We start from the raw sequence: 25,500 nt of genomic DNA, 5'->3' as shown, positions 1-25,500 counted from the left end.
CACGTCGTGGGTCGTTTCCGCAGCAACGCCGAGTTGGCGCTGTGGATCATTGTCGCGGCGGTCGCGTATTTTGCGGCTGCCCAGGTCGGGTTGCGTTTTGCCTTGGTCGGCGATCAAGTCACGCCGCTGTGGCCGCCGACCGGGGTCGCCCTCGCATGTCTGTTCTTATTCGGGCTGCGTGCCTGGCCGGGGGTTACGCTGGGCGCGTTGGCGGTGAATGCCTTGCTCGGGCCGACGCTTCCTGCCGTCTTCATGATCGCCCTCGGCAACACGGTCGCTCCGGTGGTCGCGTACCTGCTGCTCAAAAGGGTCGGGTTCCGCAGCAATTTCGACGGCGTCCGTGACGTACTCGAACTCGTCTTCCTCGGTGCCCTCGCCGCAATGCTGATCAGCGCAACGCTCGGTACCGTCACTCTGCTCGTAGCCGGTGTGGTTTCGGCACACGGTTTCTGGGGCGCATGGTTGGTGTGGTGGACCGGCGACGCCATGGGCGTGCTCCTGATCGCACCGCTCATCCTCGTCGGCAAAGGTATTCGCATACCCAAGGCCCTCAGCCCATTACGGGTAATCGAGGCCGCGATGCTAGCGGCGGGCACATCCGTCGTCGCGGTATCGGCCACCATGGTATCGGCAAACCTGCTCTTCCTGGTCTTCCCCTTCCTGATCTGGGCCGCAATGCGCTTCCACCTGGCCGGCGCACTGCCCTGCGCCCTCATCGCCTCGACCGTCGCCATCGTCGCCGTGACCCGCGACTTCCCGGCCTTCAGCGGCCTCGACCTGACCGCCAAAATGATCACCCTGCAAGCATTCAACGGCTCGGTCGCACTGACCTCCCTCATCCACGCCACCATCACCGCCCAACGCGACCGCGCCCGCCAAGCCGTAGACGACACCTGCACCCAACTGGCCCAAACCGTCCTCACCATCAGCCAGGGCCGCCCTTTGGAAGGCGTCATCGACTCCGCACCCCGCCTGCAAACTCAACCCCCCACCCCCGGCACGGCCCCGAGCTGAGGCCATTCCCATCCGTACTATGGAGTGCCAGACGCGAAATCGTCGGCAAGGTTGTCCCACATCCCAACCCAGTAGTTGCGGTCGTCCTTCATCGCTATAGGGTCGCGGATCCTCGACTGGTGCCATCGGTCGGCCAGGAGGCGTTCGCCGATATCACGGCCCGCCCCGACCAGCTCCCGCACGGTGGTTTGAAAAAGCCCCAGGAATAACACAAACAGGGCAATGTCGGAATTGACCAGCCGACGGTCGGACGGATCCCCCTCACAGACAAAGAACACCTGATCGGTGGCGACTTCCACAGCTACGCCGCAGCCAGGATCGATATCCTCGGCCACGACGATATATTCGCAGTCTTCCTGCAGGGACGAAAGCCGCAGGTTCCGGATGGGAATGAGGCCCGCCGAGTCGACTGTCTCGACTGCGGGCAGGCCCACGGTCGAGAGGAATTCACGGGTGGGCACCGACAGCCGTGGGCTGACCAGTTCGGGTGGCACCGGTTGAAGATGATCACCCCAGACCCGACGGATCTCCTCCGCGGTGACGTTGCCGAACCGGCTCTGGTCGTTGTCCCCTGTCATCCTCGCCAATTCTCCCCACGTCAACTCCCCGAAAACAAGAAAGCCCCGGTAAGAACCGGGGCTGACCTGGAGAAACGGTGGTGCGCGATACTGGGATTGAACCAGTGACCTCTTCCGTGTCAGGGAAGCGCTCTCCCGCTGAGCTAATCGCGCGAGGTGGAGACGGGAATCGAACCCGTGTGCACGGCTTTGCAGGCCGTTGCCTCACCACTCGGCCACTCCACCGTGCGAAGGGGGAAGGCTTTACTATTGCCTGGCCCTACTCCTCGAGCGGATGACGGGATTCGAACCCGCGACCCTCACCTTGGCAAGGTGATGCGCTACCAGCTGCGCTACATCCGCATTTGCATTCCCGGGGGCTTGTGGCCCTCCGTGGTGCGAGACAGAACATTAGCCGACGTTCGGCGCAACCTACAAATCCGCTGGTAGAAGGGCCTGAAGTTGAATTACATAGGTGTTGTTCGCGGCGCTGACCAACCATGGCGCCGGGCGAGATCGAAGCCGAACCTCGAGCGCTCGGATGGCATAGCCCGGTGAAGCCCGATGGGTGATCCCGCGGCTGTACATGTGCGCGGCCCCTCCGGGACCTGCTGCACCACTTCGCAATTCACGACCCCACGGCAACGCTGGTCGCAAAGGCCGACGGCCGATCACCCGTGTCGGGGTGGCGATTTGGTGGGACGCCGGTAGTGCGTGCTAAGGTTCCATCTCGTTCGAACGGCTGCTCCGCCGCCGCTCGAACGACGAGTTCGGTCCCATAGCTCAGCGGGAGAGCGTCCGCCTCACACGCGGAAGGTCGCTGGTTCGAAACCAGCTGGGACCACCCACTGGGACATGGTCGGTGCACTGCGAGTGCCCGGCCTTCTTTCTTATCGGCGCTGTGTCCGCCGCATTTCCAACCGACCCGACTCGGGATCTTCTTTGCGATGCTGTGACTTGGGTCACGTTTTGGTAGCAGTTGGCCTCATTTGCAACATAAGCCTTTCCATGTGCTTTGCGAAGTCTTTACTATTGCGCCTGACCTTCGCGTCATAGGTCACCGCTTCACGAAGCTGCTCCATGTAGAGCAGATGTAGCACCCAGCGTTCTCAGAAAGCTCCGCCCGCCGCTCGCTTTCGATGCCAGTACATGTTCGACCGATGAACCGATCGGCTCCACGCCGTTTCGGCGAAGGAGAATAATGTCCACCGACACCGATCCCGTACCACGGACGTCGCCGCTTCGCGCAAGTCTTCCAGTGAGTCTTGCCGCCGTCGGCCGCCATGACCTACCCGCCTCGGTCGTGGTTTTCCTTGTCGCACTACCACTTTCGCTCGGTATAGCGGTCGCCTCGGGTGCTCCGGTCGCCGCGGGCCTCATCGCCGCCGTCGTCGGCGGTGTCGTCGCCGGGCTACTAGGTGGCTCGGCCGTCCAGGTCAGCGGGCCGACGGCCAGTCTTACCGTTGTCGTCGCCGAGAGCGTGCACCAATTCGGTTGGGCCGCTACCTGTTTCATCACCATCGGCGCGGGCCTATTGCAGATTCTGTTCGGGCTCAGTCGCGTTGCGCGCGGCGCGCTCGCCATCGCGCCCGTGGTGGTCCATGCGATGCTGGCCGGGATCGGCGTCATCATCGCGCTGCAACAGGTCCATATTCTGCTCGGCGGCAACTCGCTGAGTTCGTCGTTCGCCAGCCTCACCCAGCTGCCCCATCAGTTGATGTCGGTGCATCGCGGCGATCTGTTCGTCGGTCTGGTGGTGATCGTCATCCTGATCGGCTGGAAGTTCCTCCCGCATTCGATCCGCGTCGTGCCGGGGCCGCTCGTTGCCGTGGTGGTCGCCACGATCCTGTCGCTGATACTGCCGACCCATGTCGAGCGTGTCGTGCTGAACGGGTCGCTGCTCGATTCCATCGGTTTGCCCGCGATCCCGTCCGGCAGTTGGTTCGCCGTCGCGATGGCCATGGTGACTGTCGCGCTGATCGCCAGTGTGGAGAGCCTGCTCTCGGCGGTCGCGGTGGACAAGTCGCGTCCCGACCACCGAACCAATTTCGATCGCGAGCTGATCGGGCAGGGCTCGGCCAATGTGGTGTCGGGTCTGCTCGGGGGTCTGCCGATCGCGGCCGTGATCGTCCGCAGCATTACCAATGCCCATGCTGGGGCGCGGACCAGGGCCGCGACGGTGCTGCACGGTGTGTGGATCCTGCTGTTCGCGGTCGCGCTGGCCGGGTTGGTGCAGCAGATTCCCAAGGCGGCACTCGCGGGGCTGCTCATCCTCATCGGCGTACAACTGGTGAAGCTGGCCCATATCCGGTTGGCTCGGCGCAACGGTGATCTGTTCGTCTACGTGGCCACGGTACTGGGCGTGGTGTTCCTGAACCTGTTGCAGGGCATGGTGATCGGGCTCGTACTCGCCTTCGGCCTGCTGCTGTGGCGGGTGGTACGGGTGAGCATCCATGCCGAACCGGTGGCCGATACCCGCCGCTGGCTGATCACCATCGATGGCACCTGCACCTTCCTCGCGCTGCCCAAGCTGACCGCGGAGCTGGCGAAGGTCCCCGCCGACGTGGACGTGACCATCGAGATGACGGTCGACTTCCTCGATCACGCCTCCTATGAGCTGATCGCCGACTGGGCCGGTCTGCGTGAGGCCGCCGGTGGCACAGTCGATTTCGTCGAAATCGGCAGCGCGCGGATGGCGACCGCGGTGGTGGGCCCGCCGGAGCGTGGGCGCTCGCGCCAGGTCATCGATGAGGTCATCGGGCCGTGGCGGCGGACGGGTAACCGGGCGGATCCGATCGCGGCCGGTATCGCCGCCTATCACCGCGGCCACGCTCATTTGATGCGTCCCCATCTACATGGATTGCGCAACCGGCCCGACGCCGACACCTTCTTTCTGACCTGCGCCGATGCCCGCATCGTGCCGAATGTCATCACCAATAGCGGGCCGGGGGATCTGTTCACCGTCCGCAACGTGGGCAATCTGGTCCCATCCGGTGGCAGCGACGTCTCGGTGGAGGCCGCGCTGGTCTACGCGCTGGAGAAGCTGGATGTACGGGCGGTCGTGGTCTGCGGGCACTCCGGTTGCGGGGCGATGGACGCACTGCACCGAGAGGTTCGCACGGGGCCGGGGCTGGGCGATTGGCTCGCGTACGCGCGGCCCAGCCTGGACCGGTTCCGGCTCGGACATCCGGTCGCCGATGCCGCGGCATTCGCCGGATTCGGCCCGGTCGACCAGCTCGGCATGGTGAATGTGGCACTGCAACTGGAGCGGTTGCACGCCTATCCCATGGTCCGGCGCGGGGTGGAGGAGCGGGGAGTGGCGGTGTCCGGACTGTTCTTCGATCTCGCGACCGCCCGGGTCATCGAGGTGACCATGGACGGCATTGCCGAGTTCGACGACGAGCTGACGGTCGAAGTATTCGATGAGTTGGCCGATGTGCGCGGCGTGGCTGCCGAGCCCGCCTAGTCGTGTGCTGCCGGGCCGAATGATGCGGCCCGACAGGCGAACTCGGCACCGATGTGTTGCGTTTCACACCGATTCGGAGGTATGGATTCGAGCACTTTCAGGCAACTTCTCAGGCTTTGCTAAGTCTTTACCAATAGCCTTGATGCGATTTACATCTCGACCCATCGCTGTGTCGGGAACTGCTTCACCGCGAGATGCCGGTTCGCGGTCTGTGCCCTGCTGGACATTTTGATCGTCAACCGACCTCGGCGTTCGCGCCGAGTCGGCGAAGGAGAAGTCAATGGCTATTGATAGCGCTGTAGCCGCACCACCGTTACCTTCCACTGAACAGGGCGAGGGCCATCGCAGTTCCGAACCTCTGTCCGATCGATTGACATCGATCCTGCGCCACGATCTGCCGTCCTCTATCGTGGTGTTCCTGGTCGCGTTGCCGCTGTCCCTCGGCATCGCCGTCGCCTCCGGCGCGCCTGTGGCCGCCGGACTCATCGCCGCCGTCATCGGTGGCATCGTCGCGGGCACGCTCGGCGGTTCGATCCTGCAGGTCAGCGGGCCCGCCGCGGGTCTGACCGTGGTCGTAGCCGAGTCGATCAACCAATTCGGCTGGCGGACAACCACGTTCATTGCCGTCGCGGCGGGTGTACTGCAAATCCTATTCGGGCTCAGCCGGATTGCGCGGGCCGCGTTGGCCGTCGCGCCGGTGGTGGTGCACGCGATGCTCGCGGGCATCGGCATAACCATTGCGCTGCAACAGGTTCACGTGCTGCTCGGTGGGTCCTCACACAGTTCCGCCTGGAACAACATCACCCAGTTGCCGTCGCAACTGTTGTCGCTGCACGGCGATGACGCGATCATCGGCGCGGTCGTCATCGCGATCATGCTCGGCTGGCGCTGGGTGCCCACCAAGGTCCGGGTGGTGCCGGGACCGCTGGTGGCGGTCTTGGTCGGCACAGTGTTGTCACTGGTGCTGCCCTTCGAGGCCGAGCGAATCGTGTTGAACGGCTCGCTGTTCGACGCCATCGGACTACCGCAGATCCCCAGCGGCAACTGGTCCGCGGTGGCGCTGATGATTCTGACCGTCGCGCTCATCGCCAGCGTCGAGAGTCTGCTATCGGCGGTGGCCGTCGACAAGATGCATACCGGTAAGCGCACCAATTTCGACCGCGAGCTGATCGGTCAGGGCTCGGCCAATGTGCTCTCGGGTCTATTGGGCGGCCTGCCGGTCACCGGTGTGATCGTGCGCAGTGCCACCAACGTGCAGGCGGGTGCCCGCAGCCGCGCATCTGCTGTGCTGCACGGCTTCTGGATTCTGCTGTTCTCGGTTGTCCTGGCCGGGGTGGTGCAGCAGATTCCGAAGTCCGCGCTCGCTGGTCTGCTGATCGTGATCGGTATCCAGTTGGTGAAGCTGGCCCACATCAAGATGGCCAGGCGCACCGGCGATCTACTCATCTACGCTGTCACCATCGTCGGCGTGGTCTTCCTGAACCTGCTGGAAGGCGTAATCATCGGTCTGGCACTCGCTTTCGGGTTGCTGCTGTGGCGCGTCGTTCGAGTTGCCGTGGCGGCCAAACAGATTCCCGGCTCGCAGCGCTGGCTGCTCACCATCGACGGTTCCTGCACCTTCCTCGCGTTGCCGAAGCTGTCCGCGGAATTCGCGAAAGTGCCCGCAGGCGTGGACGTTACCGTCGAGATGACGGTCGACTTCCTCGACCATGCCGCCTTCGAAGCCATCGAGGACTGGGTGCGTCAGCAGGAAAGTGGCGGCGGCACAGTGGATTTCGTGGAAATCGGCAGTGCTCGGATGGCGCACGCGACCGCCGGCCCGCCCGCCCGCGGGTTCGGACGCGCAGTGCTCGATGAGATTCTCGGCCCGTGGCGCGGCGATGACGAGAGTGCCGACCGGGTGACCTCGGGTGTCGCCGCTTACCACCGCAGCCACGCCCATGTCGTGCGGCCGCATCTGGACGAACTGCGTGACCGGCAGGATCCCGATACGTTCTTCCTGACCTGCGCGGACTCTCGAGTGGTTCCGAACGTCATCACCAACAGCGGTCCCGGTGACATGTTCACCGTCCGCAATGTGGGCAATCTGGTGCCGGACAGCGGTGACGCGTCGGTGGAGGCCGCACTGGTCTTCGCGCTCAACGAGTTGAATGTGCGGTCCATCGTGGTGTGCGGGCATTCGTCCTGCGGAGCGATGAAGGCGCTGCATTCCGGCGCCGACACTGGACCGGGTATCGAACCTTGGCTTGCCCATGCTCATCCGAGCCTGGAGCAGTTCAGGCTCGGGCACCCGGTGGCGCAGGCGGCCGCGGCCGCCGGATTCGGTGAGGTCGACCAGCTGAGCATGGTCAATGTGGCCGTGCAGTTGGAGACGCTGCACCGACATCCGGCGGTGCGCGCGGCGATGGCCGAGCGTGATGTGACGGTATCGGGGCTGTTCTTCGATATCGCCAGCGCACGCGTTATCGAGGTGACCGTGAACGGCCTCGCCCATATCGACGACGACGGCGCGCGTGTCACGCCGGAACTCGTCTGAGCCGATGACAGCTGGACCCGCCCGACCTCGTTCGGGCGGGTCCACGCATGTCGCTCGTAGGCTGGTGGAGATGAGTGTCGAGTTGGAATCCGGACCCACGCGCACCGGATGGCGCGCCTTCCGCGCCCGGCTGGCCGCGCGGCCTACGCTGAACCTCGCCTACCGGATCGGGGTCGCGGTGGTCGGCATCGCGGTGCTGGTCGTCGGAATCCTGGCGATTCCCTATCCCGGACCCGGCTGGGCGATCGTATTCGCCGGACTTGGCATTCTCGCCACCGAATTCGCCTGGGCGCGCCGGGCGCTCGGCTGGCTGCGTGACAAGTACCGGCAGGGTATGGCGTGGTACTCCGCACGGGGCCCGGCCATGCGGGTGTTCGCGGCGGTGGCGACCTTTGCGCTGGTTCTCGCGACACTATGGGTATTGGGAACATTCGGGTTGGTCGGCGGCTGGATCGGAGTCGAATGGCAGTGGTTGCGCAGTCCTCTGAAATGGTGAACACGGTCCCCGGCCGCACCCTGACCGAACCGGACTGGCTGTCGGCGCGCATCGCGGAAATGGGCCATTCCTGGGGCACCGCCGAACCGCGCGTCTCCGGCACGCTCTGGTGGTGCATGGTCGCATCGGCACTGGTCGAACAACTCGCATGCGCCTACGCGAACGAGGAACCCGCGCCGGAGCCGTTCCTGGACCGCCTCGACTGCGAGGTCCGCCCGGACGGCGGCATAGAACGAGTCCACATCCACCCCGTCGCAGGTGTGGGCGTAGGGCATGGTCTCGACGGTGACAGCGGTGCACCGCACGAGTCCGAGGCCACGCTCGGCCACGCGTGCGCGAAGGCGTTGCGGGAGACCTTGGCGGCCGTGATCGGTCCGGTAGCGGCGGTCTCCGGTGCGGGAGTGCCGTCACTCTGGGCGATTGCCGCCGATGCCATCGGGAACCGGGCAGTCGACGCTGGGAATGCCGAGGCCGGGGCGCGGCTCGCAGGCGAGGTCGGTGGGAAGCTGCCGGTTCCGCGGTTCGTGCAAGTCGACGGGCGGACCTTTGTCCGCCGGATCTCGTGCTGCCTGGTCTTCGAGGTACCCGGCTGCGAAATGTGCACCAGCTGCCCGAAACGGCCCGCCGCCGAACGCAAGATGCTCCTGGCTCGGCTCGCCGCCGAAAGCTGATCGCCCGCAAGATATTCGGCCTCCCATACGGCGTACCTGACCGTCCGCGATGGGCTGTGCGCGCACTTTTCGAGTGCATGTGGCACGAACCGGCCGATTCGGCTCGGATGTGCACGAGCAGATCTGTCGCCGGGAACGCAGGGTCTGAATCCGAACCACGACGTCGGCGGGCGCACCATATCGAACCGGCGGTGGTCGCATGATCGAACCGTTGCCGGATGTCACGTTCTGGTCTCGCGCAATGGCACCGGTCGACCCGCGACGCGGCGATCCGAGTCCATCGACGCGGGGCCGCCAGGGTGCCGATAGCATGGTCGCGCCGGAGCAATTCGCCTCCGACGATGACCTGTGGGCAGCCGCCCGCACCAGCGCGGGAACACGCCCGCCAGCGAACGCCAAGGAGTCTCTCGCCGTGACCACCTCAGCACCTATCAGCCCTGTCGCCCTCGTTCGGGTGCCGGCCGGGACGACGGCGGGTGCCGCGGTGCGCGAGGCGGGGCTGCCGACGAAGGGGCCGGACACCGTCGTCGTGGTGCGCGATGCGGAGGGACTCAAGGATCTGTCCTGGACCCCGGATGCCGACGTCGAGGTCGAGCCGGTCGCCGCCAATACCGAGGACGGTCGCAGCGTGATCCGGCATTCGGCCGCGCATGTGCTGGCCCAGGCCGTGCAGCAGGAGTTCCCGGAGGCCAAGCTCGGCATCGGCCCGCCCATCAAGGACGGCTTCTACTACGACTTCCACGTCGACCGACCGTTCACCCCCGAGGATCTGGCCAAGCTGGAATCCCGGATGAAGAAGATCGTCAAAGGCGCGCAGCGGTTTTCGCGCCGAGTGGTCGAGGTCGATGACGCGCGTGTCGAACTGGCGAAGGAGCCGTTCAAGCTCGAGCTGATCAGCGATAAGTCCGGTATCGACGATCCGGAGGTCATGGAGGTCGGCGGTAAAGAGCTGACCATCTACGACAACCTGGACCCGCGCACCGGCGAAAAGGTCTGGGCTGATCTGTGCCGCGGTCCGCACATCCCGACCACCAAATTCATCCCCGCCTTCAAGCTGACCCGCAGTTCCGCCGCCTACTGGCGCGGCGACCAGGACCGCGAGGATCTGCAGCGCATCTACGGCACCGCCTGGGAATCGCAGGAGGCCCTGGACGAGCATCTGCACCTGCTCGAGGAGGCCGAGCGCCGCGACCACCGCAAACTCGGTCTGGAGCTGGATCTGTTCAGCTTCCCGGACGAACTCGGCTCCGGTCTGCCGGTGTTCCATCCCAAGGGCGGCATCATCCGCAAGGAACTCGAGGAGTATTCACGCCGCCGCCACGTCGCCGCGGGCTATGAGTTCGTCAATACACCGCACATCACCAAGGGGCATCTGTTCGAGGTCTCCGGTCACCTGGACTGGTACAAGGACGGCATGTTCCCGGCCATGCATCTGGACGCCGAACTCAACGAGGACGGCACCGTCCGCAAGCCCGGCCAGGACTACTACGTCAAGCCGATGAACTGCCCGATGCACAACCTGATCTTCCGCTCGCGCGGCCGGTCCTATCGGGAACTGCCGCTGCGGATGTTCGAATTCGGCTCGGTCTACCGCTACGAGAAGTCCGGTGTCGTGCACGGCCTGACCAGGGTGCGCGGTATGACCCAGGACGACGCGCACATCTACTGCACCAAGGAGCAGATGCACGCCGAGTTGACCAGCACGCTGCAATTCGTGCTCGGCCTGCTCGCCGACTACGGCCTCGACGACTTCTATCTCGAGCTTTCCACCAAGGATCCGAAGAAGTTCGTCGGCTCGGAGGAGATGTGGGAGGAGGCCACCGAGACGCTGCGCAAGGTGGCCACCGACTCCGGACTGGAGCTGGTCCCGGATCCGGGCGGCGCCGCCTTCTACGGACCCAAGATCTCCGTGCAGGCCAAGGATGCGCTGGGGCGCACCTGGCAGATGTCGACCATCCAGCTCGACTTCAACCTGCCCGAGCGCTTCAACTTGGAATACACCGCCTCCGACGGCACCAAGCAGCGGCCGGTAATGATCCACCGCGCACTGTTCGGTTCCATCGAACGCTTCTTCGGCGTGCTCACCGAACATTACGCCGGCGCCTTCCCCGCTTGGCTCTCGCCGGTCCAGGTCGTCGGCATCCCGGTCGCGGAAACCTTTGCGCCGCATCTGGATTCGGTCATCGAACAGCTGCAGGACGCGGGTATCCGCGCGCAGGTCGATCGCAGCGACGACCGGATGCAGAAGAAGATCTTCAACAACACCGCGCAGAAGATCCCGTTCATGCTGCTCGCCGGTGAGCGCGATGTGAACGCGGGCGCGGTCAGCTTCCGCTTCCGCGACGGCACCCAGGTGAACGGCGTGCCGGTCGCCGCCGTGGTGGCCACGATCGTGGAATGGATCGCGAACCGGGAGAACGCCTCGCCGACCGCCGAGGGTTTTGTGGTAAAGGGCCCGGTATGAGCAGTCAGGGCCCGGAGGAGGCAGCGGGCGTAACCACGGAGGGCCCCCGCACATACCAGATCGGACAGAGCATGACTGAGCGCACGGTGCCGGACGGGCTCGTGGATTTGAACGCGGACTCGGACGAACAGGGGAGCATCGTGGATACCGGTGCCGGTGAACCGGATCGGTTGCAGCGGCTGTGGACTCCGTACCGGATGTCCTATATCGCCGAGGCCGCCACTTCCGATCCGAAAGACACTACGGGCCATCCGTTTACGGATATTCCGAAGATGTCGGATGAGGACGGTCTGGTCATCGCCCGTGGCGAGCACGTCTACGCGGTACTGAATCTGTATCCGTACAACCCGGGGCACATGATGGTGGTGCCCTACCGCAAGGTGGCCAACCTCGAGGATCTGACGCTCGAGGAGAGCGCCGAACTGATGTCGTTCACCCAGCAGGCGATTCGGGTGATGAAGCGGGTCTCGCGACCGCACGGTTTCAATGTCGGCCTGAATCTCGGTGGAGTGGCAGGTGGTTCACTTGCCGACCACCTGCACCAGCACATCGTGCCGCGCTGGGGCGGGGACGCCAACTTCATCACCATCGTCGGTGGTGTGAAGGTCATGCCGCAGTTGCTGCGGGAAACTCGGGCGCTGCTTTCGGCGGCGTGGAAGGAAGTCGAGTAGGGTGCTCAGCTTCTTCGGCCGCGAGACGTTCTCCAAAGCGACTGCGCCGCTGGGCAGAGCGCTTGTCAGTACCGGACTCACCCCCGACGCGATGACGGTGATCGGCACCGTCGCCTCGATCACGGCCGCGGTCACCCTGTTCCCGACCGGACATCTGTTCTGGGGAACAATGGTGATCTGGCTATTCGTCATGTTCGACATGCTCGACGGCGCCATGGCGAGAGCCCGCGGCGGCGGCACGAAGTACGGTGCGGTGCTCGACGCCACCTGCGACCGGGTCGCCGACGGCGCCATTTTCGCCGGGTTGGCCTGGTGGGCGGTGTATCACGAGAACAGTAGGCCGCTGTTCCTCGCGACCCTGGTGGTTCTGGTTACCTCCCAGGTGATTTCGTACGCGAAGGCGCGCGCCGAGGCGAGTGGCCTATCCGCGGACGGTGGGCTCATCGAGCGGCCGGATCGGCTGATCATTGTGTTGGTCGGCGCCGGATTCACCGGTATCGGCGGATATTGGGGGATCGAATGGCTGACCTGGGCCGTGCACGTGGCGATGTGGATTCTGGCGGTGTTGAGCATTATCACGGTGTTCCAGCGGGTGCTGGCGGTCCGGAATTCGCCGGGCGCGCGGGACGTGATTCCGCCCGCGCCGCCGCAGAATCCCGCGGACGCGACGGAGTTGCCCTCGTGACCGAGCGAAGCGAGGGAACCATGTGCCAGTGTGCAGAGCACACGACGGAGCCGAGCGCCAGCGAGGCGCAGTCGTGAGTTCCCAGTCCGAAGGCGTCGGCTCGCGGATCAAGTCCGGACTGACGGATTGGGCCTATGCGGCGGGTTGGCGGGTTGTGCGGGCGCTGCCAGAATCGACGGCGCGGCGGGCCTTCGATTGGGGCGGTAATCGGGTTGCGGACAAGGCGAATCGCGCCTTCCGCGCCGGTGGCGAACCGAATCAGTTGCGGCGCAATCTCGCTCGTGTGCTCGGTGTGACTCCCGCCGAGGTACCCGACGAGCTGATCCGCACGAGCATGCGTTCCTATGCCCGCTACTGGCGCGAGGCCTTCCGACTGCCGACGATGGATCACTCGGCACTGACCGGTTCGCTCGTGGAGGGCGTGGAGAATCTGGACGCCGCCCTGGCGCGCGGACGCGGTGTGGTGCTTGCGCTGCCGCACTCCGGAAACTGGGATGCGGCCGGGGTCTGGTTGGTCAGCCACAGCGGCACCTTGGCGACCGTCGCGGAACGGTTGAAGCCGGAATCTCTGTTCGAGCGGTTCGTCGCCTACCGGGAGAGCCTGGGTTTCGAGGTATTCCCGCTGACCGGTGGTGAGCAGCCGCCGTTCACCGCGCTGGCTGCCCGCCTGCGCGCGAACAATGTCGTATGCCTGATGGGCGAGCGGGATCTGACCGGTAAGGGTGTCCCGGTGACCATGTACGGCGAGCGCACCTGGCTGCCCGCGGGTGCGGCGAAGCTGGCCATCGAGACCGGTGCGTCGCTGATTCCGGTGCACGTCTGGTTCACCGTCGATGCCGATGGCCGCGAGGGCTGGGGGATGAAGACCGAAGCGCCGCTGGATGTTTCGGACGGTGTCGCGGCGGTCACCCAGGCGCTGGCCGACCGGTTCGCGGCCAATATCGCCGAGCATCCCGCCGATTGGCATATGTTGCAGCCACAATGGGAGCAGGACCTTTCGGCGGAGCGGCGAGCCAGGATCGCCGCGGCGCAGGCCGGGTTGGACAGCGCCAAAGGGGAGAAGACACCATGAAAATCGGCATGGTCTGCCCCTATTCGTTCGATGTCCCCGGTGGCGTGCAGGCCCATGTCGTGGAATTGGCGCGGGTTTTCATCGAACGCGGCCACAAGGTGAGTGTGCTCGCGCCCGCATCGGAGGACACGCCGCTGCCGGATTTCGTGGTGTCGGCCGGTCGCGCGGTGGCGATTCCGTACAACGGTTCGGTCGCCCGGTTGTCCTTCGGACCCATGGCCTACACCAGGATTCGGCGCTGGATCGACGGCAACGACTTCGATGTGCTGCACATCCACGAACCGAACGCGCCGAGCCTGTCCATGCTCGCACTGAAGATCGCCGAGGGGCCGATCGTGGCCACCTTCCACACCTCGACCACGAAATCGTTGGTGCTGAGCACCTTTCAGGGTGTGCTTCGGCCCTATCACGAGAAGATCAGCGGCCGAATCGCGGTCTCCGAGCTGGCGCGGCGCTGGCAGGTGGAGGCGCTCGGTTCGGATGCGGTCGAGATCCCCAACGGCGTTGCCGTGCCCGCCTTCGCGCGGGCCCCGATGCTGCCCGGATATCCGCGCGCGGGCGGAACGGTGCTGTTCCTCGGTCGCTACGACGAACCACGCAAGGGGATGGAAGTCCTGCTCGGTGCGCTGCCCGAATTGGTGCGCAGACATCCGGATGTCGAGATCCTCATCGTCGGGCGCGGTGACGAGGAGCGGCTACGCCGCGAAGCCGGGCCGCTCGCCCGGCATCTGCGTTTCCTCGGTCAGGTGTCGGACGAGGAGAAGGCCTCGGCGATGCGCAGCGCGGATGTGTACGTCGCGCCGAATCTCGGTGGGGAGAGCTTCGGCATCATCCTGATCGAGGCGATGGCGGCCGGAACCGCCGTGGTGGCAAGCGAATTGGACGCTTTCCGTCGGGTGTTGCGCGATGGCACGGCGGGCATGCTGGTCCCGGTGGGGGATTCGGTTCGACTCGCCGCCGCGCTGGACGCGCTGCTCACCGACGATGTGCGCCGCGAAGCCCTGATCCACACCGCCAATCAGGTGGTCGGCGAATACGACTGGCCGGTGGTCGCCGAACAGATCCTGCGAGTCTACGAAACCGTCACGGTGGGAGATACGCGCGTGCGGGCCGCCGGATGATCGATAGCACGATGAGGGCTGCTGGATGATTACGTTCTCCGCCACAACGGTTCTAGTACTCGCGCTCATCGCCGCGGTGGTCGTCGCGATCGGTCTGTGGGCGGCTTCGACGGCGAACCGGCTCGACCGGTTGCACGTGCGGTCGGATCAGTCCTGGCAGGCCCTCGACGGTGCGTTGGCACGACGGGCGGTGGTGGCCAGGTCGGTCGCCGTGGCCATCGCGGGCCCGACTGCCGATTCCGCACTGGTCGAGCAGGCCAAACGGCTCACCACCCTCGCCGATCGGGCCGAGCGGGCGGGACGCGCCGATCGTGAAACCATCGAAAATCAGCTCTCCGCAGTGCTTTCCACGATCGATATCACCCAGTTGCGCCCACAGCAGGTCGCCGAACTCGCCGATGCCGAGGCCCGGGTACTGATCGCCCGTCGCTTCCACAACGACGCGGTGCGCGATACCCTCGCCCTGCGCACCCGCCGCCCGGTCCGCATTCTGCACCTGGGCGGCACCGCGCCGCTGCCGACATATTTCGAGATCAGCGAACGCGCGAACCCGGCCGCCTCGACCGGCCTGGCTGTCGATACGGTCCGCACCGCGGCGCGCGTGGTGCTGCTCGACGAACAGGACCGCGTGCTGCTCATGCGCGGCAACGACCCCAAAACCCCCGACGTCTCCTTCTGGTTCACCATCGGCGGCGGCGTGGAACCGGGGGAGACCCTGCGCAGTGCGGCGGTGCGGGAACTCTGGGAGGAAACGGGGCACACCGCGGATCCGGCCGCCCTGCGCGGTCCCATCTGGCGGCGGGTCGCGGTATTCCCGTTCGACGGTGAACTCATCCGGGCCGAGGAGCTGTTCTTCGCCCTGCGTGTCCCGGCCTTCGACCCCACGCCGGGCAATCTCACCGCGGTCGAGCGACGCAGCATCACCGACAACAAGTGGTGCACCGGGTCGGATATCGTCACCCTGGACCACACCGGTGAGACTGTTTACCCCTACCACCTGGACCAACTGCTTCCCGAAGCTGCCAAAGCCGCGTCGGGTGACTCCCATCCCGAGGTGCGGTCTATCCGGTGATGGGGGATCGCCTCGAGTGCGAACAGCGTGCGCGCCTGGATCTTTCGCTGTGATGTGTTTCACGATCGTGATAGCGTCGCGACTGGATTGCTGCCGCCTGGGTAGTGCTGGTGGGGGAGCGCTACCGGGAGTTCTGGTGGTACTTCCACTGCAGTGAGATGGTCCGTTGGCGTGTGGAAGGTAAGCAGTACATGTCCTACCTGTTGTTCGATTTTCTATTGCCGTTGTTGGGTTCCGATGCCGCGGGGTATTGGGCCCAGTTGCTGGTAGTCGGCCCGCTGTAGTACCTGTCGGGTGTTCGTCGGGGCGGTGCAAGACTTGCGTCGGCCCGACGGATCCGTCTCGCGACCGGTCCAGTGGTTGAGACCGGCCGCGGACCAGCTGGTCGGGGCAAGGCCAGTGGTGTCCAACTGGCTATCAAGTGGCCTGATCGGCCCGCCTAGAATCGGTGGCGTTAGTTCCAAGCGACCCGATTGGCGCACATGACTCAGGAGTTTGCCGTGACCACGCCCGAGACCACCAACACCATCGGCACCGCCCGCGTGAAGCGCGGGATGGCCGAGATGCTCAAGGGCGGGGTGATCATGGATGTCGTCACCCCCGAGCAGGCCAAGATCGCCGAGGATGCCGGCGCGGTCGCGGTGATGGCCCTGGAGCGTGTTCCGGCTGATATCCGCGCACAGGGCGGCGTCTCCCGGATGAGCGATCCGGACATGATCGACGGCATCATCTCCGCCGTCTCGATTCCGGTCATGGCCAAGGCGCGTATCGGCCACTTCGTGGAGGCGCAGATCCTGCAGAGCCTCGGCGTCGACTACATCGACGAATCCGAGGTGCTGACCCCCGCCGATTACGCCAACCACATCGACAAGTGGAACTTCACCGTGCCGTTCGTGTGCGGCGCCACCAACCTGGGCGAGGCGCTGCGCCGGATCACCGAGGGTGCGGCCATGATTCGCTCCAAGGGTGAGGCGGGCACCGGTGACGTCTCCAATGCCACCACCCACATGCGCAAGATCCGCGCCGAGATCCGCAAGCTGTCGTCGCTGCCCGAGGACGAGCTGTTCGTCGCCGCCAAGGAGCTGCAGGCGCCGTACGAGCTGGTGCGCGAGGTCGCGCAGACCGGCAAGCTGCCGGTCGTGCTGTTCACCGCGGGCGGTATCGCCACCCCGGCCGACGCCGCGATGATGATGCAGCTCGGCGCCGAGGGCGTCTTCGTCGGTTCGGGCATCTTCAAGTCCGGCAATCCGGCCGAGCGCGCCGCCGCCATCGTCAAGGCGACTACGTTCTACGACGACCCGGATGTGCTCGCCAAGGTTTCGCGCGGTCTGGGCGAGGCCATGGTCGGCATCAATGTCGAGGAGCTGCCGGTCGATCATCGGCTGGCCGAGCGCGGTTGGTGATGCGGCACTACCGCTGAATCGAATCGACGCCCGCGGCACCGGGATTGCTTGATCCACTGCCGCGGGCGTTGCTCGTCCTGGGCGATGGGGAGAAGCTGTCGCGGCCCTCACAGTTGTCTTATGCCCGCCACAGAGTTGGTGGCTAGCTTCGGAATTCGGTGCATGTCGGCGGCCGCACGGGCAGTGCGCGCGGCACCGTCGGGGTCACGGACCTGTCCGAATGGCAAAGGATGATCAGTTGAAGCTTCGTAAGACCGGACGTATCGCGATCGCGGGTCTGGCCGCCGTGGCCGCCCTCAGCCTGTCGGCGTGTGGCAGCGACGACTCGAAGACCGCGACCACGCCGACCAAGACCTCGACGAGCGTCACGAAGTCGAATGCGAACCTGCCGCCGACCCCGAGTGTCGCAGACCTCAACGCCCAGTTGCTCCGCGCGCTGGACCCATCGGTCCCGAGTTCGGAGAAGCTGGACCTGGTGCAAGGCGCGCAGGCGGATCCGGAATTGCCGAACCGTCTGGCGCAGGCCTTTCAGCAAGCGGGCGCCAAGGCCGAGGTCACCGAGGTGAATGTCTTCGGTGACGCACTCAATGCCAAGGCGAAGTTCACCGTCAACGGCCAGGAGAACATCGTCGATGTGCCCTTCGTCGCAGAAGACGGCAAGTGGAAGGTCGAAAAGAGTTGGGCCTGCACCATGTTGACCAATCTCGGTCAGCAGTCCACGGCCTGCGGCTAGTCCCTGATCCCGGCCGCGGCGGGTTCGGCCGGGGGAGTGGGTGATTCGAGGCGGCGAGCATTGTGCTCGTCGCCTCGCTGCGTCTTATGTCGCGAATATCCGCACCCTTCCTAGGGATTCGCGTCCGGTGTGGGCTGCCGTACGGATCCCGAGAAGTCGGGTGGCCAACGAAAGACTGTAAGCATGTCGATACGCGGATATGCGCATTAAACTATGTGATTTCCAGTGCACTCGAGCGCAAAACTGGCTGTCTCCCAACAAAATTGCACAGGAGGCGAGGGGCAGGCGGTGTACTCGGATGGGGTACGACTACCGACCAGTGGTGTCGTCTGTGCGGAGCGCAGGACGATCAGGGTGATCCCAGCGGATGAAAAAAGTTGGGGCGCTGGGGTTGTCGCGGTCGTGGCGGAGCAGGGCCGGTATGGTCCACCGGTCGTCGGGTGGAGTACTGCGGTGCAGGGCCGGTTCGGACATGTCGAGGTGGACGGTCAGATCGAAGTCGAGACCGCGGCCCAACAGCATGGGACCCGCGACGAGCAGGACCGTGTCGGGGGTGGCGGTGCGGATGGGGGAGCGGGCCGAGCGGTCGCGGCCCTCGTCCCAGAGCGCGGGGAGCCAGCGGGCGTCGTGGCGTAGCGCCCGGATGACTTCACGGTCGAGTGCGGCGTAGTCGAACCAGACGGTGCGATAAGACATTTCGTCGGTACGTCCGAGTTCCATGCGGAGCGAGGCGGGGCGGATGTAGTCGTGCAGTGAGACGACCTCGGCGGCTCGTCCGGTGTCACGCAGTGCGGTGGCGACGCGGTGGGCGATCGCCACGGGCTCGGCCGCGTCGGCTCCGTCGACGGCGGTCAGCATCCGCCCGTCGAGCTCGAGGATGCGGTTGGTGATGAGTTCGACGAGGCCGTCCTGGGCGATCGGATCGAAATGCGGCACCGATCCATTCCATCAAACCGCGCTGTCGAACCCCGTTCTGGGCGGCGGACGCGGCCATTGCCGAGAGGTCACCGACAGGCCGCGTCGGCGCTCGGGATAATCTCGGCCTCATGGCGACAATCGAAGAGGCGCTGGAGATCGAGCGGCTCGAGCGGGACATCTTCCGTGGCGCGTCCACCAAGACCCAGCTCGTACGCACATTCGGCGGACAGGTTGCCGGCCAGGCGCTGGTATCGGCGGTGCGGACGGTGGAGCCGCGGTTCCAGGTGCATTCGCTGCACGGCTACTTCTTGCGGCCGGGAAATCCGGAAGAGCGGACGGTGTACCTCGTCGAGCGGATCCGGGACGGCCGATCCTTCTGCACCCGGCGGGTCACCGGTGTACAGGACGGCGCCGCGATATTCACCATGTCAGCGTCATTCCACGTCGGCGACTCGGGTCCGGAACATCAGGACGAGATGCCGCCCGTGCAGGGTCCGGATGAGCTGCCCGACGCCAGCACCGCGATGAGCCCCGAGCGACTGTGGGCCATGCGTGAATGGGAGCACTGGGATATCCGCACCGTGCCGCAGGATGTGGTGACCCGCCGCGACGGCGTCGTCTCCCCGCAGCAGGTGTGGTTCCGCTACCGGCATCCATTGCCCGACGACCCGGTCGTGCACGTCTGCACCCTCGCCTACATGAGCGATATGACGCTGCTCGGTTCCTCGAAGGTCACCCACCCCGACGAGCCGACGCAGAACGCCTCGCTCGATCACGCCATGTGGTTCCTGCGCCCGTTCCGTGCCGATGAGTGGCTGCTCTACGACCAGTCCTCCCCGTCTGCGGGTTTCGGTCGGGCACTGACCGGCGGCAAGATTTTCAACCGCGAGGGCGAGTTGGTGGCGGCGGTTGTGCAAGAGGGCTTGATTCGCACACTACGCGGGGAGTGAGCGTCCAAAACGCACACTTTTCCCAGTATCGGGAAATGCCGAACGGTCTTTTTTTGTTCGGGCGGCTCGTAGACTGCCGCGCAAAGAAGTCGCCGACCAGGAACGACGGTTTCAATGCGTCAAGAATGGAGGCAGGAATGTGGCTGTCGGGAGCTTTTCCTACCAGAACGGGTCGGGCTATTCGGACCGGATCGATAATCCGGACGAGTACCGGACCTACAACATAGCCATCGGCCGGGGAGCGGCGGACAACCAGACGAGTGCAACGGTCTGGCTGTACGCCCGGACGGACGGTCAAGGGGATTCCATCTACCTCGACCCGGGCACCAGCACCTACCTGAGCACTGGCTACCAGAGCTGCAAATTCACCAGCTGACCGGCCTGATGAGCCTCCTCGGGCTCAGACCACCTGGACGCGCAGGTGGCACACCACGGTGTCGGTCATCCGACGTAGTTCGCGTTCGAGTTCGTCGCTGCGGTGACTGGGCAGTACCCGGTCCCAGCCGATCGGCGGATCGATCTCGGCGATGACCACGACCTTGCGCCGTCCGGAGAAGTTCTCGCGGACATAGCGTGCGACGGGCCCGCCGACGGTGGCGTCGCTGTCCTCGAGCAGAACCAGCCTGACCTCGGGATGCCATGCCTCCCATGCCTTCGTGAACGCCTTCACCGATTCACCCGGCAGGCAAACATGCACCGCGACAACGTCTTTGCCGATCGACATGGCGGCCGAGAGCGCCTCGCGGCTGAGTTCGGAGACCTCGGAGATCGGCACCACGATCGCCGTACCGGTGGCCTGCGGCTGGTCCGGAATCGCGCCATTGCCGCGGCGGCCGCCGATTCTGGTGTAGGCACCGCGGATTCGCTCCATACCGAGTACCAGTGCGGGCAGTACCAGCACGATCAACCACGCGCCGTCGGTGAATTTCATTGCTGTAGTGACGATCGCGGCGACGCCGGTGAGCAGCGCACCGAAGCCGTTGAGCGCGAGCCGCCAGCGCCAGCCCGCGGTCTTGGTCTGCCACCAGTGCCGCACCATGCCGGCCTGTGCGATGGTGAATCCGACGAAGACACCGATCGCGAACAACGGAACGAGTGCGTTCATATTGCCGCGCGCCGCGATCAACAGCACCGCCGACGTTGCGCCGAGGGTGAGCACACCGTAGCGGTACACCTGACGCGGTGAGGTGACCGCGAATCGGTGCGGTAGGCAGTTGTCGTCGGCCAGGATTCGGGTGAGCGTCGGCAGCCCGCCATAGGAGGTGTTGGCAGCTAGCGCAAGCAGCACGACGGTTGCGAATTGCACTATGTAGTAACCGAGCCCGTGCCCTAGCGCCGCCTCGGTGAGCTGGGAAAGCACCGTCGTACCCTCGATCGGCCGCACCGAGAACTTCTCGATGAGCACGGCGAGCCCGATCAACATGACACCGAGCAGTGCCCCGAGCGCCACCTCCGCCCGCTGCGCGCGTTTGACCTTCGGCGCGTCGAAGCTGGGCACCGCATTCGCGATCGCCTCGACACCGGTCAGCGCCGCGCAGCCGCTGGAAAATGCCTTGAGCAGCAGCAAAACTCCGACGGTGTGAATATCGCCGACGGCCGCCGCCCCGGTGGCGATGTCGGCCGGTTCGGAGCGCATCAGACCGCCGACGATGACGGCGAAGATGCCCGCGACGAAGACGATCGTGGGAATCATGAAGGCGCGCGCACTTTCTCGGATGCCGAGCAGATTGAGCGCGGTCACCCCGACCAGGATCGCGAGGCAGATCCACACCGTATACCCGTGCAGCGCCGGGAATGCCGAGGTCAGGGCGGCGACACCGGCCGCGATCGAGACCGCGACATTGAGGATGTAGTCGACGATCAACGAGGCCGCAGCGACCAGGCTGGTGCGATGGCCGAGATGCCGCTTCGCCACCGCATACGCGCCACCGCCGTCGGGAAAGGCCGCGATCACCTGCCGGTAGGAGGCGACCAATACGGCGAGCAAGGCGGCGATTGCAAGGGTCACCGGCAGTGTCATGCCGAGTCCGGCGCCACCGGCGGTGGCCAACACCAGCACGATTGCTTCCGGACCGTAGGAGACCGATGCCATGGCATCGAGGGACAGTCCCGCCAAGCCGGTCGAAACCGTCAAACCCCGGCGCGTCGAGCCAGCCGCATGCGGCGCGGGCGCCTTGCGCGGCAACACGGTAATCACATCTGTGAGTGTCGACCGCTTTCGGGCGAATGAACCCGGTCTTGACGCAACGTTGACGGCCACCGTGAGCAGGGCCACAGCGCGGCGCCTCGTAAGCTCATGGCGTGAACGCATCGGTCGCCTCGCCCGCAACGGGCGCGCAGCGCAGTCCCGACCGGCCCACCATCGGTGTGCTGGCTCTGCAGGGTGACGTGCGCGAACATGTCGCGGCACTCGCGGAATGCGGTGCGCAACCGGTGCTGGTGCGCCGCGCGTCCGAGCTCGCCGCGGTGGATGCGCTGGTGCTGCCCGGCGGCGAATCGACCACTATCAGCAAGCTGCTGGAGGTCTTCGAACTCCTCGAACCGGTACGTGCGCGGTTGCGGGAAGGTATGCCCGCCTTCGGATCCTGCGCCGGGATGATCCTGCTCGCCTCCGAGGTGCTCGACACTCGACCCGACGCCGAACATCTGTCCGGAATCGATATGACGGTGCGGCGCAATGCTTTCGGCCGTCAGGTCGACTCGTTCGAGACCGATCTGGAGTTCGCGGGCCTGACCGACGGCCCGGTGCGCGCGGTGTTCATCCGGGCGCCGTGGGTGGAGCGGGTGGGCGCGGGCGTCGAGGTGCTGGCCACGGTTCCCAGTGGACCGGCCGCCGGGCGCATTGTCGCGGTGCGGCAGGGAAAGGTGGTCGCGACGTCGTTCCATCCCGAGGTCACCGGCGATTTGCGGGTGCACCGGATGTTCGTCGATCTGGTGCGCGACGCCGAGTAGTCGCCCACAGGAACTCGCCATCACCGGACGAGTAGGCTGAGAGAGTTGTCTACCCGGCCGGTGCGGGTACCGTGCGCACGATCAGACGTGCTGTCGACTGGAGGAAGTAGGGAATGAGCGGCCACTCCAAATGGGCCACCACCAAGCACAAGAAGGCGGGGATCGACGCGAAGCGCGGCAAGCTCTTCGCCAAGTTGATCAAGAACATCGAGGTGGCGGCCCGCACTGGTGGCAGTGACCCGGCGGGCAATCCGACGCTGTACGACGCCATCCAGAAGGCGAAGAAGTCGTCGGTTCCGAACGACAACATCGAGCGTGCCCGCAAGCGCGGCGGCGGTGAAGAGGCCGGCGGCGCCGACTGGCAGACCATCATGTACGAGGGCTACGGCCCCAATGGTGTCGCGGTGCTGATCGAATGCCTCACCGACAACCGCAACCGCGCCGCGGGCGAGGTGCGCGTGGCGATGACCCGCAACGGCGGCAATATGGCCGACCCGGGTTCGGTTTCCTACCTGTTCCACCGCAAGGGCATCGTGACCCTGGAGAAGAACGGGCTGTCCGAGGACGATGTGCTGCTCGCCGTGCTCGATGCGGGTGCCGAGGAGGTCAACGACCTCGGTGAGTCCTTCGAGGTTGTCAGCGATCCGTCGGATCTGATCCCGGTGCGCAAGGCGCTGCAGGACGCCGGAATCGATTACGACTCCGCCGAATCCGGCTTCCAGCCGTCTGTGTCGGTGGCCGTCGACGTCGACGGCGCGCGCAAGGTGTTCAAGTTGGTCGACGCGCTCGAGGACAGCGACGACGTACAGAACGTCTACACCAACGTGGACATCTCCGACGAGGTCGGCTCCCAGTTGGAACAGGACTGACACGGCTCGTCATCGACCAGCGCCTCGGGGCGGTTCGCAAATATGCGGACCGCCCCGAGTGCTTTTCGCACCAGGCGTGAACTGGTTATTCCGCGATTCGTGTCCGATCGGACCATTCGTAGACCCGCAGCCGCCCCTCGGGCGTATCGGCCTCCCGATTGGTGACCTTGAAGTGCTCGTATCCGCCGTGGTATTCGACTTTGAGCTCTACGCCGGGCGGCGTGATCGGAACGATGCGAGCGGGCAAGTCTTTCGGCCCACCTTCTAGGACAGCCTTCACAACATTGCTCATCCTTCGGATGGTAGGTCTCGAATGTGATGCATGCCACAAACGCGGCCGAACGGCCCGGATTGTCCTGGGGAATTCCGATGCCGAACCCCGAGGCGACCGATTTCAGGTTGCCAATGGTTAGCTGATCTTCATTGCTGGGTTCGGAGCAACTGATCGAAGCTGTCGATATCTGCCGTGTAACGATTGCGGTCTGATTGCTGATAGACGAATCGAGTGCCGCGACAGACCGTCGCGGCCGCCCGATCAGGCATCAGCGCACCGAGAACTTGTCCCGCCCGGAAAGAGACCAGCCACCATGAGTCGATCCCTTGCCGACGAGCATCCCGGCGATTCAACCGATCTGAATATCACCCTTGCTCCGCTCGCGGTCGCGACCGGACTGATCCTGCTCATCGCCGCATTCGCGACGGTGAACCGGATGCCCGGCTGGGCTGCCGACTACGGCGCGAGCCTGGTGTACTTCGCGATCTTCCTATACGTGGCGATCGCCGGACGCCTCACTTGGTGGGGCGCCGACATGCTGATCAGCCGCGGCAAGAGACGCTGACTGTCGTTCACGGCACCGTGAGCACCAATTTGCCTACAGTGCGGCCGGTTTCGCCGAGTGCGTGCGCTTTCGCCGCCTCTTCGAACGGGAAGACCCCGGCGACGGCCGGGCGCAGCGCCCCGGATTCGGCGAGTTCCGCCAGTGCGACCATTCCGGCGTGATCGTCCTCCACCAGCATGCGCACCGCCCTGACTCCCAATTGCCGTGCCTCGTCGGCGAGTTCGGTCGCCCCGGACGCACGCAGCGAGACCAGTAGGCCATCCGGGCGGAGCGTGCGCAGGGAGCGCAGGCTGTTCTCGTCGTCGATCGAATCCAGCACGACGTCGACATCGCGGACCGCCTCGGTGAAATCGATTGTGCGGTAGTCGATCGCCTCGTCCGCACCGAGTTCGCGCAGGAAATCGTGGTTGGCCGCGCTCGCGGTGCCGATGACGTACGCGCCGCGCGCCTTGGCGATCTGAACGGCGAAGTGTCCGACGCCACCCGCCGCTGCATGGACCAGAATGCGTTGTCCGGCTTGCAGTTTCGCGGTATCGACGAGGGCCTGCCAGGCGGTGAGGGCGGCTAGTGGGATGGCCGCGGCCTGAATGTGGTCCAGGTTCACCGGCTTCGGGGCGAAGGCGCGGGCGGGGCCGACGACGTATTCGGCGAAGGCGCCGTGTCCGTACGGGTAGGGGAGCATGCCGAAGACCGCGTCGCCCGGCTCGAACAAGGTGGCACCGGTACCCGTGGCAACCACTTCACCCGATACATCCCAACCCAGCACGAAGGGCGGTTCGCCGAGGAAGAGTCCGGAGACGCCGCGATGCCGCCAATCGGTCGGATTGAGACCGGCTGCCCGCACCTGGACCAGGATCTCGCCAGGACCGGGTGTCGGGATGGGCAGTTCGACTTCGGTCAGGACCTCGGGGCCGCCGATCACGTCTTGGCTGATCGCGCGCATTGTGGTGTCGTTCATGTCGTTCAGCCTGCCGTCGGCGACGACATGAGGAAATGGCACGATTGCCAATA

At 65.4% G+C, this 25,500-nt stretch carries 24 protein-coding genes and 4 tRNA genes; 20 read left to right on the top strand and 8 right to left on the bottom strand.

All coding sequences use genetic code 11. The features are described from left to right. Positions 1-6 precede the first annotated feature (6 nt). On the top strand, positions 7-1,014 hold the full coding sequence (locus ACIBW7_RS08460; RefSeq protein WP_397045373.1) for an MASE1 domain-containing protein: 1,008 nt from the start codon (positions 7-9) through the stop codon (positions 1,012-1,014). Positions 1,015-1,031: 17 nt separating this feature from the next. Here ACIBW7_RS08460 and ACIBW7_RS08455 read toward each other — a convergent pair whose 3' ends face one another. The 4 genes from ACIBW7_RS08455 to ACIBW7_RS08440 all read right to left on the bottom strand — a co-directional run bounded on the left by ACIBW7_RS08455 (position 1,032) and on the right by ACIBW7_RS08440 (position 1,934). Continuing rightward, positions 1,032-1,592, bottom strand: coding sequence for an SUKH-4 family immunity protein (locus ACIBW7_RS08455; protein ID WP_397045372.1), 561 nt, complete (start codon positions 1,590-1,592; stop codon positions 1,032-1,034). A gap of 78 nt (positions 1,593-1,670) precedes the next feature. Next, positions 1,671-1,745: transfer RNA gene (locus ACIBW7_RS08450), tRNA-Val, on the bottom strand. A 1-nt stretch (position 1,746) separates the two neighbouring features. After that, positions 1,747-1,817: transfer RNA gene (locus ACIBW7_RS08445), tRNA-Cys, on the bottom strand. Between the two features lie 44 nt (positions 1,818-1,861). After that, positions 1,862-1,934: transfer RNA gene (locus tag ACIBW7_RS08440), tRNA-Gly, on the bottom strand. Between the two features lie 409 nt (positions 1,935-2,343). Between ACIBW7_RS08440 and ACIBW7_RS08435 the strand changes: the two genes are divergently transcribed. The 14 genes from ACIBW7_RS08435 to ACIBW7_RS08370 all read left to right on the top strand — a co-directional run bounded on the left by ACIBW7_RS08435 (position 2,344) and on the right by ACIBW7_RS08370 (position 17,961). Then, a tRNA-Val gene (locus ACIBW7_RS08435) sits at positions 2,344-2,415 on the top strand. 357 nt (positions 2,416-2,772) lie between these two features. After that, positions 2,773-5,037, top strand: coding sequence for a SulP family inorganic anion transporter (locus tag ACIBW7_RS08430; RefSeq protein ID WP_397045370.1), 2,265 nt, complete (start codon positions 2,773-2,775; stop codon positions 5,035-5,037). Positions 5,038-5,317: 280 nt separating this feature from the next. Next, positions 5,318-7,573, top strand: coding sequence for a SulP family inorganic anion transporter (locus tag ACIBW7_RS08425; RefSeq protein ID WP_397045368.1), 2,256 nt, complete (start codon positions 5,318-5,320; stop codon positions 7,571-7,573). A gap of 70 nt (positions 7,574-7,643) precedes the next feature. Next, positions 7,644-8,069, top strand: a complete 426-nt coding sequence (locus ACIBW7_RS08420) for a TIGR02611 family protein (protein WP_397045367.1) — start codon at positions 7,644-7,646, stop codon at positions 8,067-8,069. Next, on the top strand, positions 8,063-8,740 hold the full coding sequence (locus ACIBW7_RS08415; RefSeq protein WP_397045365.1) for a (2Fe-2S)-binding protein: 678 nt from the start codon (positions 8,063-8,065) through the stop codon (positions 8,738-8,740). The genes ACIBW7_RS08420 and ACIBW7_RS08415 overlap by 7 nt, the downstream gene beginning before the upstream one ends. A gap of 412 nt (positions 8,741-9,152) precedes the next feature. Continuing rightward, the gene (gene thrS / locus ACIBW7_RS08410; protein ID WP_397045363.1) at positions 9,153-11,204 is read left to right on the top strand and encodes a threonine--tRNA ligase; all 2,052 of its coding nucleotides are present in this window, start codon (positions 9,153-9,155) and stop codon (positions 11,202-11,204) included. A 71-nt stretch (positions 11,205-11,275) separates the two neighbouring features. Further along, positions 11,276-11,875, top strand: a complete 600-nt coding sequence (locus tag ACIBW7_RS08405; RefSeq protein ID WP_397045361.1) for an HIT family protein — start codon at positions 11,276-11,278, stop codon at positions 11,873-11,875. A 1-nt stretch (position 11,876) separates the two neighbouring features. Next, positions 11,877-12,560: a phosphatidylinositol phosphate synthase gene (pgsA, locus tag ACIBW7_RS08400; RefSeq protein WP_397045359.1), complete on the top strand. Its 684-nt coding sequence runs from the start codon at positions 11,877-11,879 to the stop codon at positions 12,558-12,560. Between the two features lie 73 nt (positions 12,561-12,633). Then, entirely contained in the window at positions 12,634-13,632 is a 999-nt protein-coding gene (locus ACIBW7_RS08395; protein WP_397045357.1) for a phosphatidylinositol mannoside acyltransferase, read from the top strand. Further along, positions 13,629-14,753 carry a glycosyltransferase family 4 protein gene (locus ACIBW7_RS08390; protein WP_397045356.1) on the top strand — a complete coding sequence of 375 codons (1,125 nt, stop codon included), beginning with the start codon at positions 13,629-13,631 and terminating at the stop codon, positions 14,751-14,753. Before ACIBW7_RS08395 ends, ACIBW7_RS08390 begins: the two co-directional genes overlap by 4 nt. A 28-nt stretch (positions 14,754-14,781) precedes the next feature. Continuing rightward, positions 14,782-15,825 carry an NUDIX domain-containing protein gene (locus ACIBW7_RS08385; protein ID WP_397045771.1) on the top strand — a complete coding sequence of 348 codons (1,044 nt, stop codon included), beginning with the start codon at positions 14,782-14,784 and terminating at the stop codon, positions 15,823-15,825. Positions 15,826-15,935: 110 nt separating this feature from the next. Beyond that, entirely contained in the window at positions 15,936-16,109 is a 174-nt protein-coding gene (locus tag ACIBW7_RS08380) for a hypothetical protein (protein ID WP_157124470.1), read from the top strand. Positions 16,110-16,325: 216 nt separating this feature from the next. Beyond that, positions 16,326-17,228 (top strand): pyridoxal 5'-phosphate synthase lyase subunit PdxS, encoded by a 903-nt coding sequence (gene pdxS, locus ACIBW7_RS08375; RefSeq protein ID WP_040692437.1) that lies wholly within the window; start codon positions 16,326-16,328, stop codon positions 17,226-17,228. 238 nt (positions 17,229-17,466) lie between these two features. After that, positions 17,467-17,961, top strand: a complete 495-nt coding sequence (locus tag ACIBW7_RS08370) for a hypothetical protein (RefSeq protein WP_397045353.1) — start codon at positions 17,467-17,469, stop codon at positions 17,959-17,961. A gap of 309 nt (positions 17,962-18,270) precedes the next feature. Here the strand turns inward: ACIBW7_RS08370 and ACIBW7_RS08365 are convergent, their stop codons facing one another. After that, complete coding sequence (locus tag ACIBW7_RS08365; RefSeq protein ID WP_397045351.1) at positions 18,271-18,897, bottom strand: hypothetical protein; 627 nt, start codon at positions 18,895-18,897, stop codon at positions 18,271-18,273. Positions 18,898-19,007: 110 nt separating this feature from the next. Between ACIBW7_RS08365 and ACIBW7_RS08360 the strand changes: the two genes are divergently transcribed. Together ACIBW7_RS08360 and ACIBW7_RS08355 are read left to right on the top strand one after the other, a co-directional pair. Next, the gene (locus ACIBW7_RS08360) at positions 19,008-19,829 is read left to right on the top strand and encodes an acyl-CoA thioesterase (protein WP_397045349.1); all 822 of its coding nucleotides are present in this window, start codon (positions 19,008-19,010) and stop codon (positions 19,827-19,829) included. Positions 19,830-19,968: 139 nt separating this feature from the next. Next, positions 19,969-20,205 carry a hypothetical protein gene (locus tag ACIBW7_RS08355; RefSeq protein ID WP_397045347.1) on the top strand — a complete coding sequence of 79 codons (237 nt, stop codon included), beginning with the start codon at positions 19,969-19,971 and terminating at the stop codon, positions 20,203-20,205. A 24-nt stretch (positions 20,206-20,229) separates the two neighbouring features. Here the strand turns inward: ACIBW7_RS08355 and ACIBW7_RS08350 are convergent, their stop codons facing one another. Continuing rightward, positions 20,230-21,921, bottom strand: coding sequence for an APC family permease (locus tag ACIBW7_RS08350; RefSeq protein ID WP_397045769.1), 1,692 nt, complete (start codon positions 21,919-21,921; stop codon positions 20,230-20,232). Positions 21,922-22,130: 209 nt separating this feature from the next. On the opposite strand from ACIBW7_RS08350, the gene pdxT reads away from it, so the two are divergent. Together pdxT and ACIBW7_RS08340 are read left to right on the top strand one after the other, a co-directional pair. Further along, entirely contained in the window at positions 22,131-22,781 is a 651-nt protein-coding gene (gene pdxT / locus ACIBW7_RS08345; RefSeq protein ID WP_397045345.1) for a pyridoxal 5'-phosphate synthase glutaminase subunit PdxT, read from the top strand. A 113-nt stretch (positions 22,782-22,894) separates the two neighbouring features. Beyond that, on the top strand, positions 22,895-23,650 hold the full coding sequence (locus tag ACIBW7_RS08340; protein ID WP_397045343.1) for a YebC/PmpR family DNA-binding transcriptional regulator: 756 nt from the start codon (positions 22,895-22,897) through the stop codon (positions 23,648-23,650). An 85-nt stretch (positions 23,651-23,735) separates the two neighbouring features. Here the strand turns inward: ACIBW7_RS08340 and ACIBW7_RS08335 are convergent, their stop codons facing one another. Continuing rightward, entirely contained in the window at positions 23,736-23,942 is a 207-nt protein-coding gene (locus ACIBW7_RS08335) for a DUF5988 family protein (protein WP_397045341.1), read from the bottom strand. 295 nt (positions 23,943-24,237) lie between these two features. Here ACIBW7_RS08335 and ACIBW7_RS08330 point away from each other — a divergent pair, with 295 nt between their 5' ends. Next, entirely contained in the window at positions 24,238-24,489 is a 252-nt protein-coding gene (locus tag ACIBW7_RS08330) for a hypothetical protein (RefSeq protein WP_397045339.1), read from the top strand. A 7-nt stretch (positions 24,490-24,496) separates the two neighbouring features. Here ACIBW7_RS08330 and ACIBW7_RS08325 read toward each other — a convergent pair whose 3' ends face one another. Then, entirely contained in the window at positions 24,497-25,489 is a 993-nt protein-coding gene (locus tag ACIBW7_RS08325; protein WP_397045337.1) for an NADP-dependent oxidoreductase, read from the bottom strand. Positions 25,490-25,500 lie beyond the last annotated feature (11 nt).

This window comes from Nocardia sp. NPDC049526, assembly GCF_044465765.1.
Classification (GTDB): domain Bacteria; phylum Actinomycetota; class Actinomycetes; order Mycobacteriales; family Mycobacteriaceae; genus Nocardia.
This window is presented reverse-complemented; position numbering and strand designations above follow the sequence as displayed.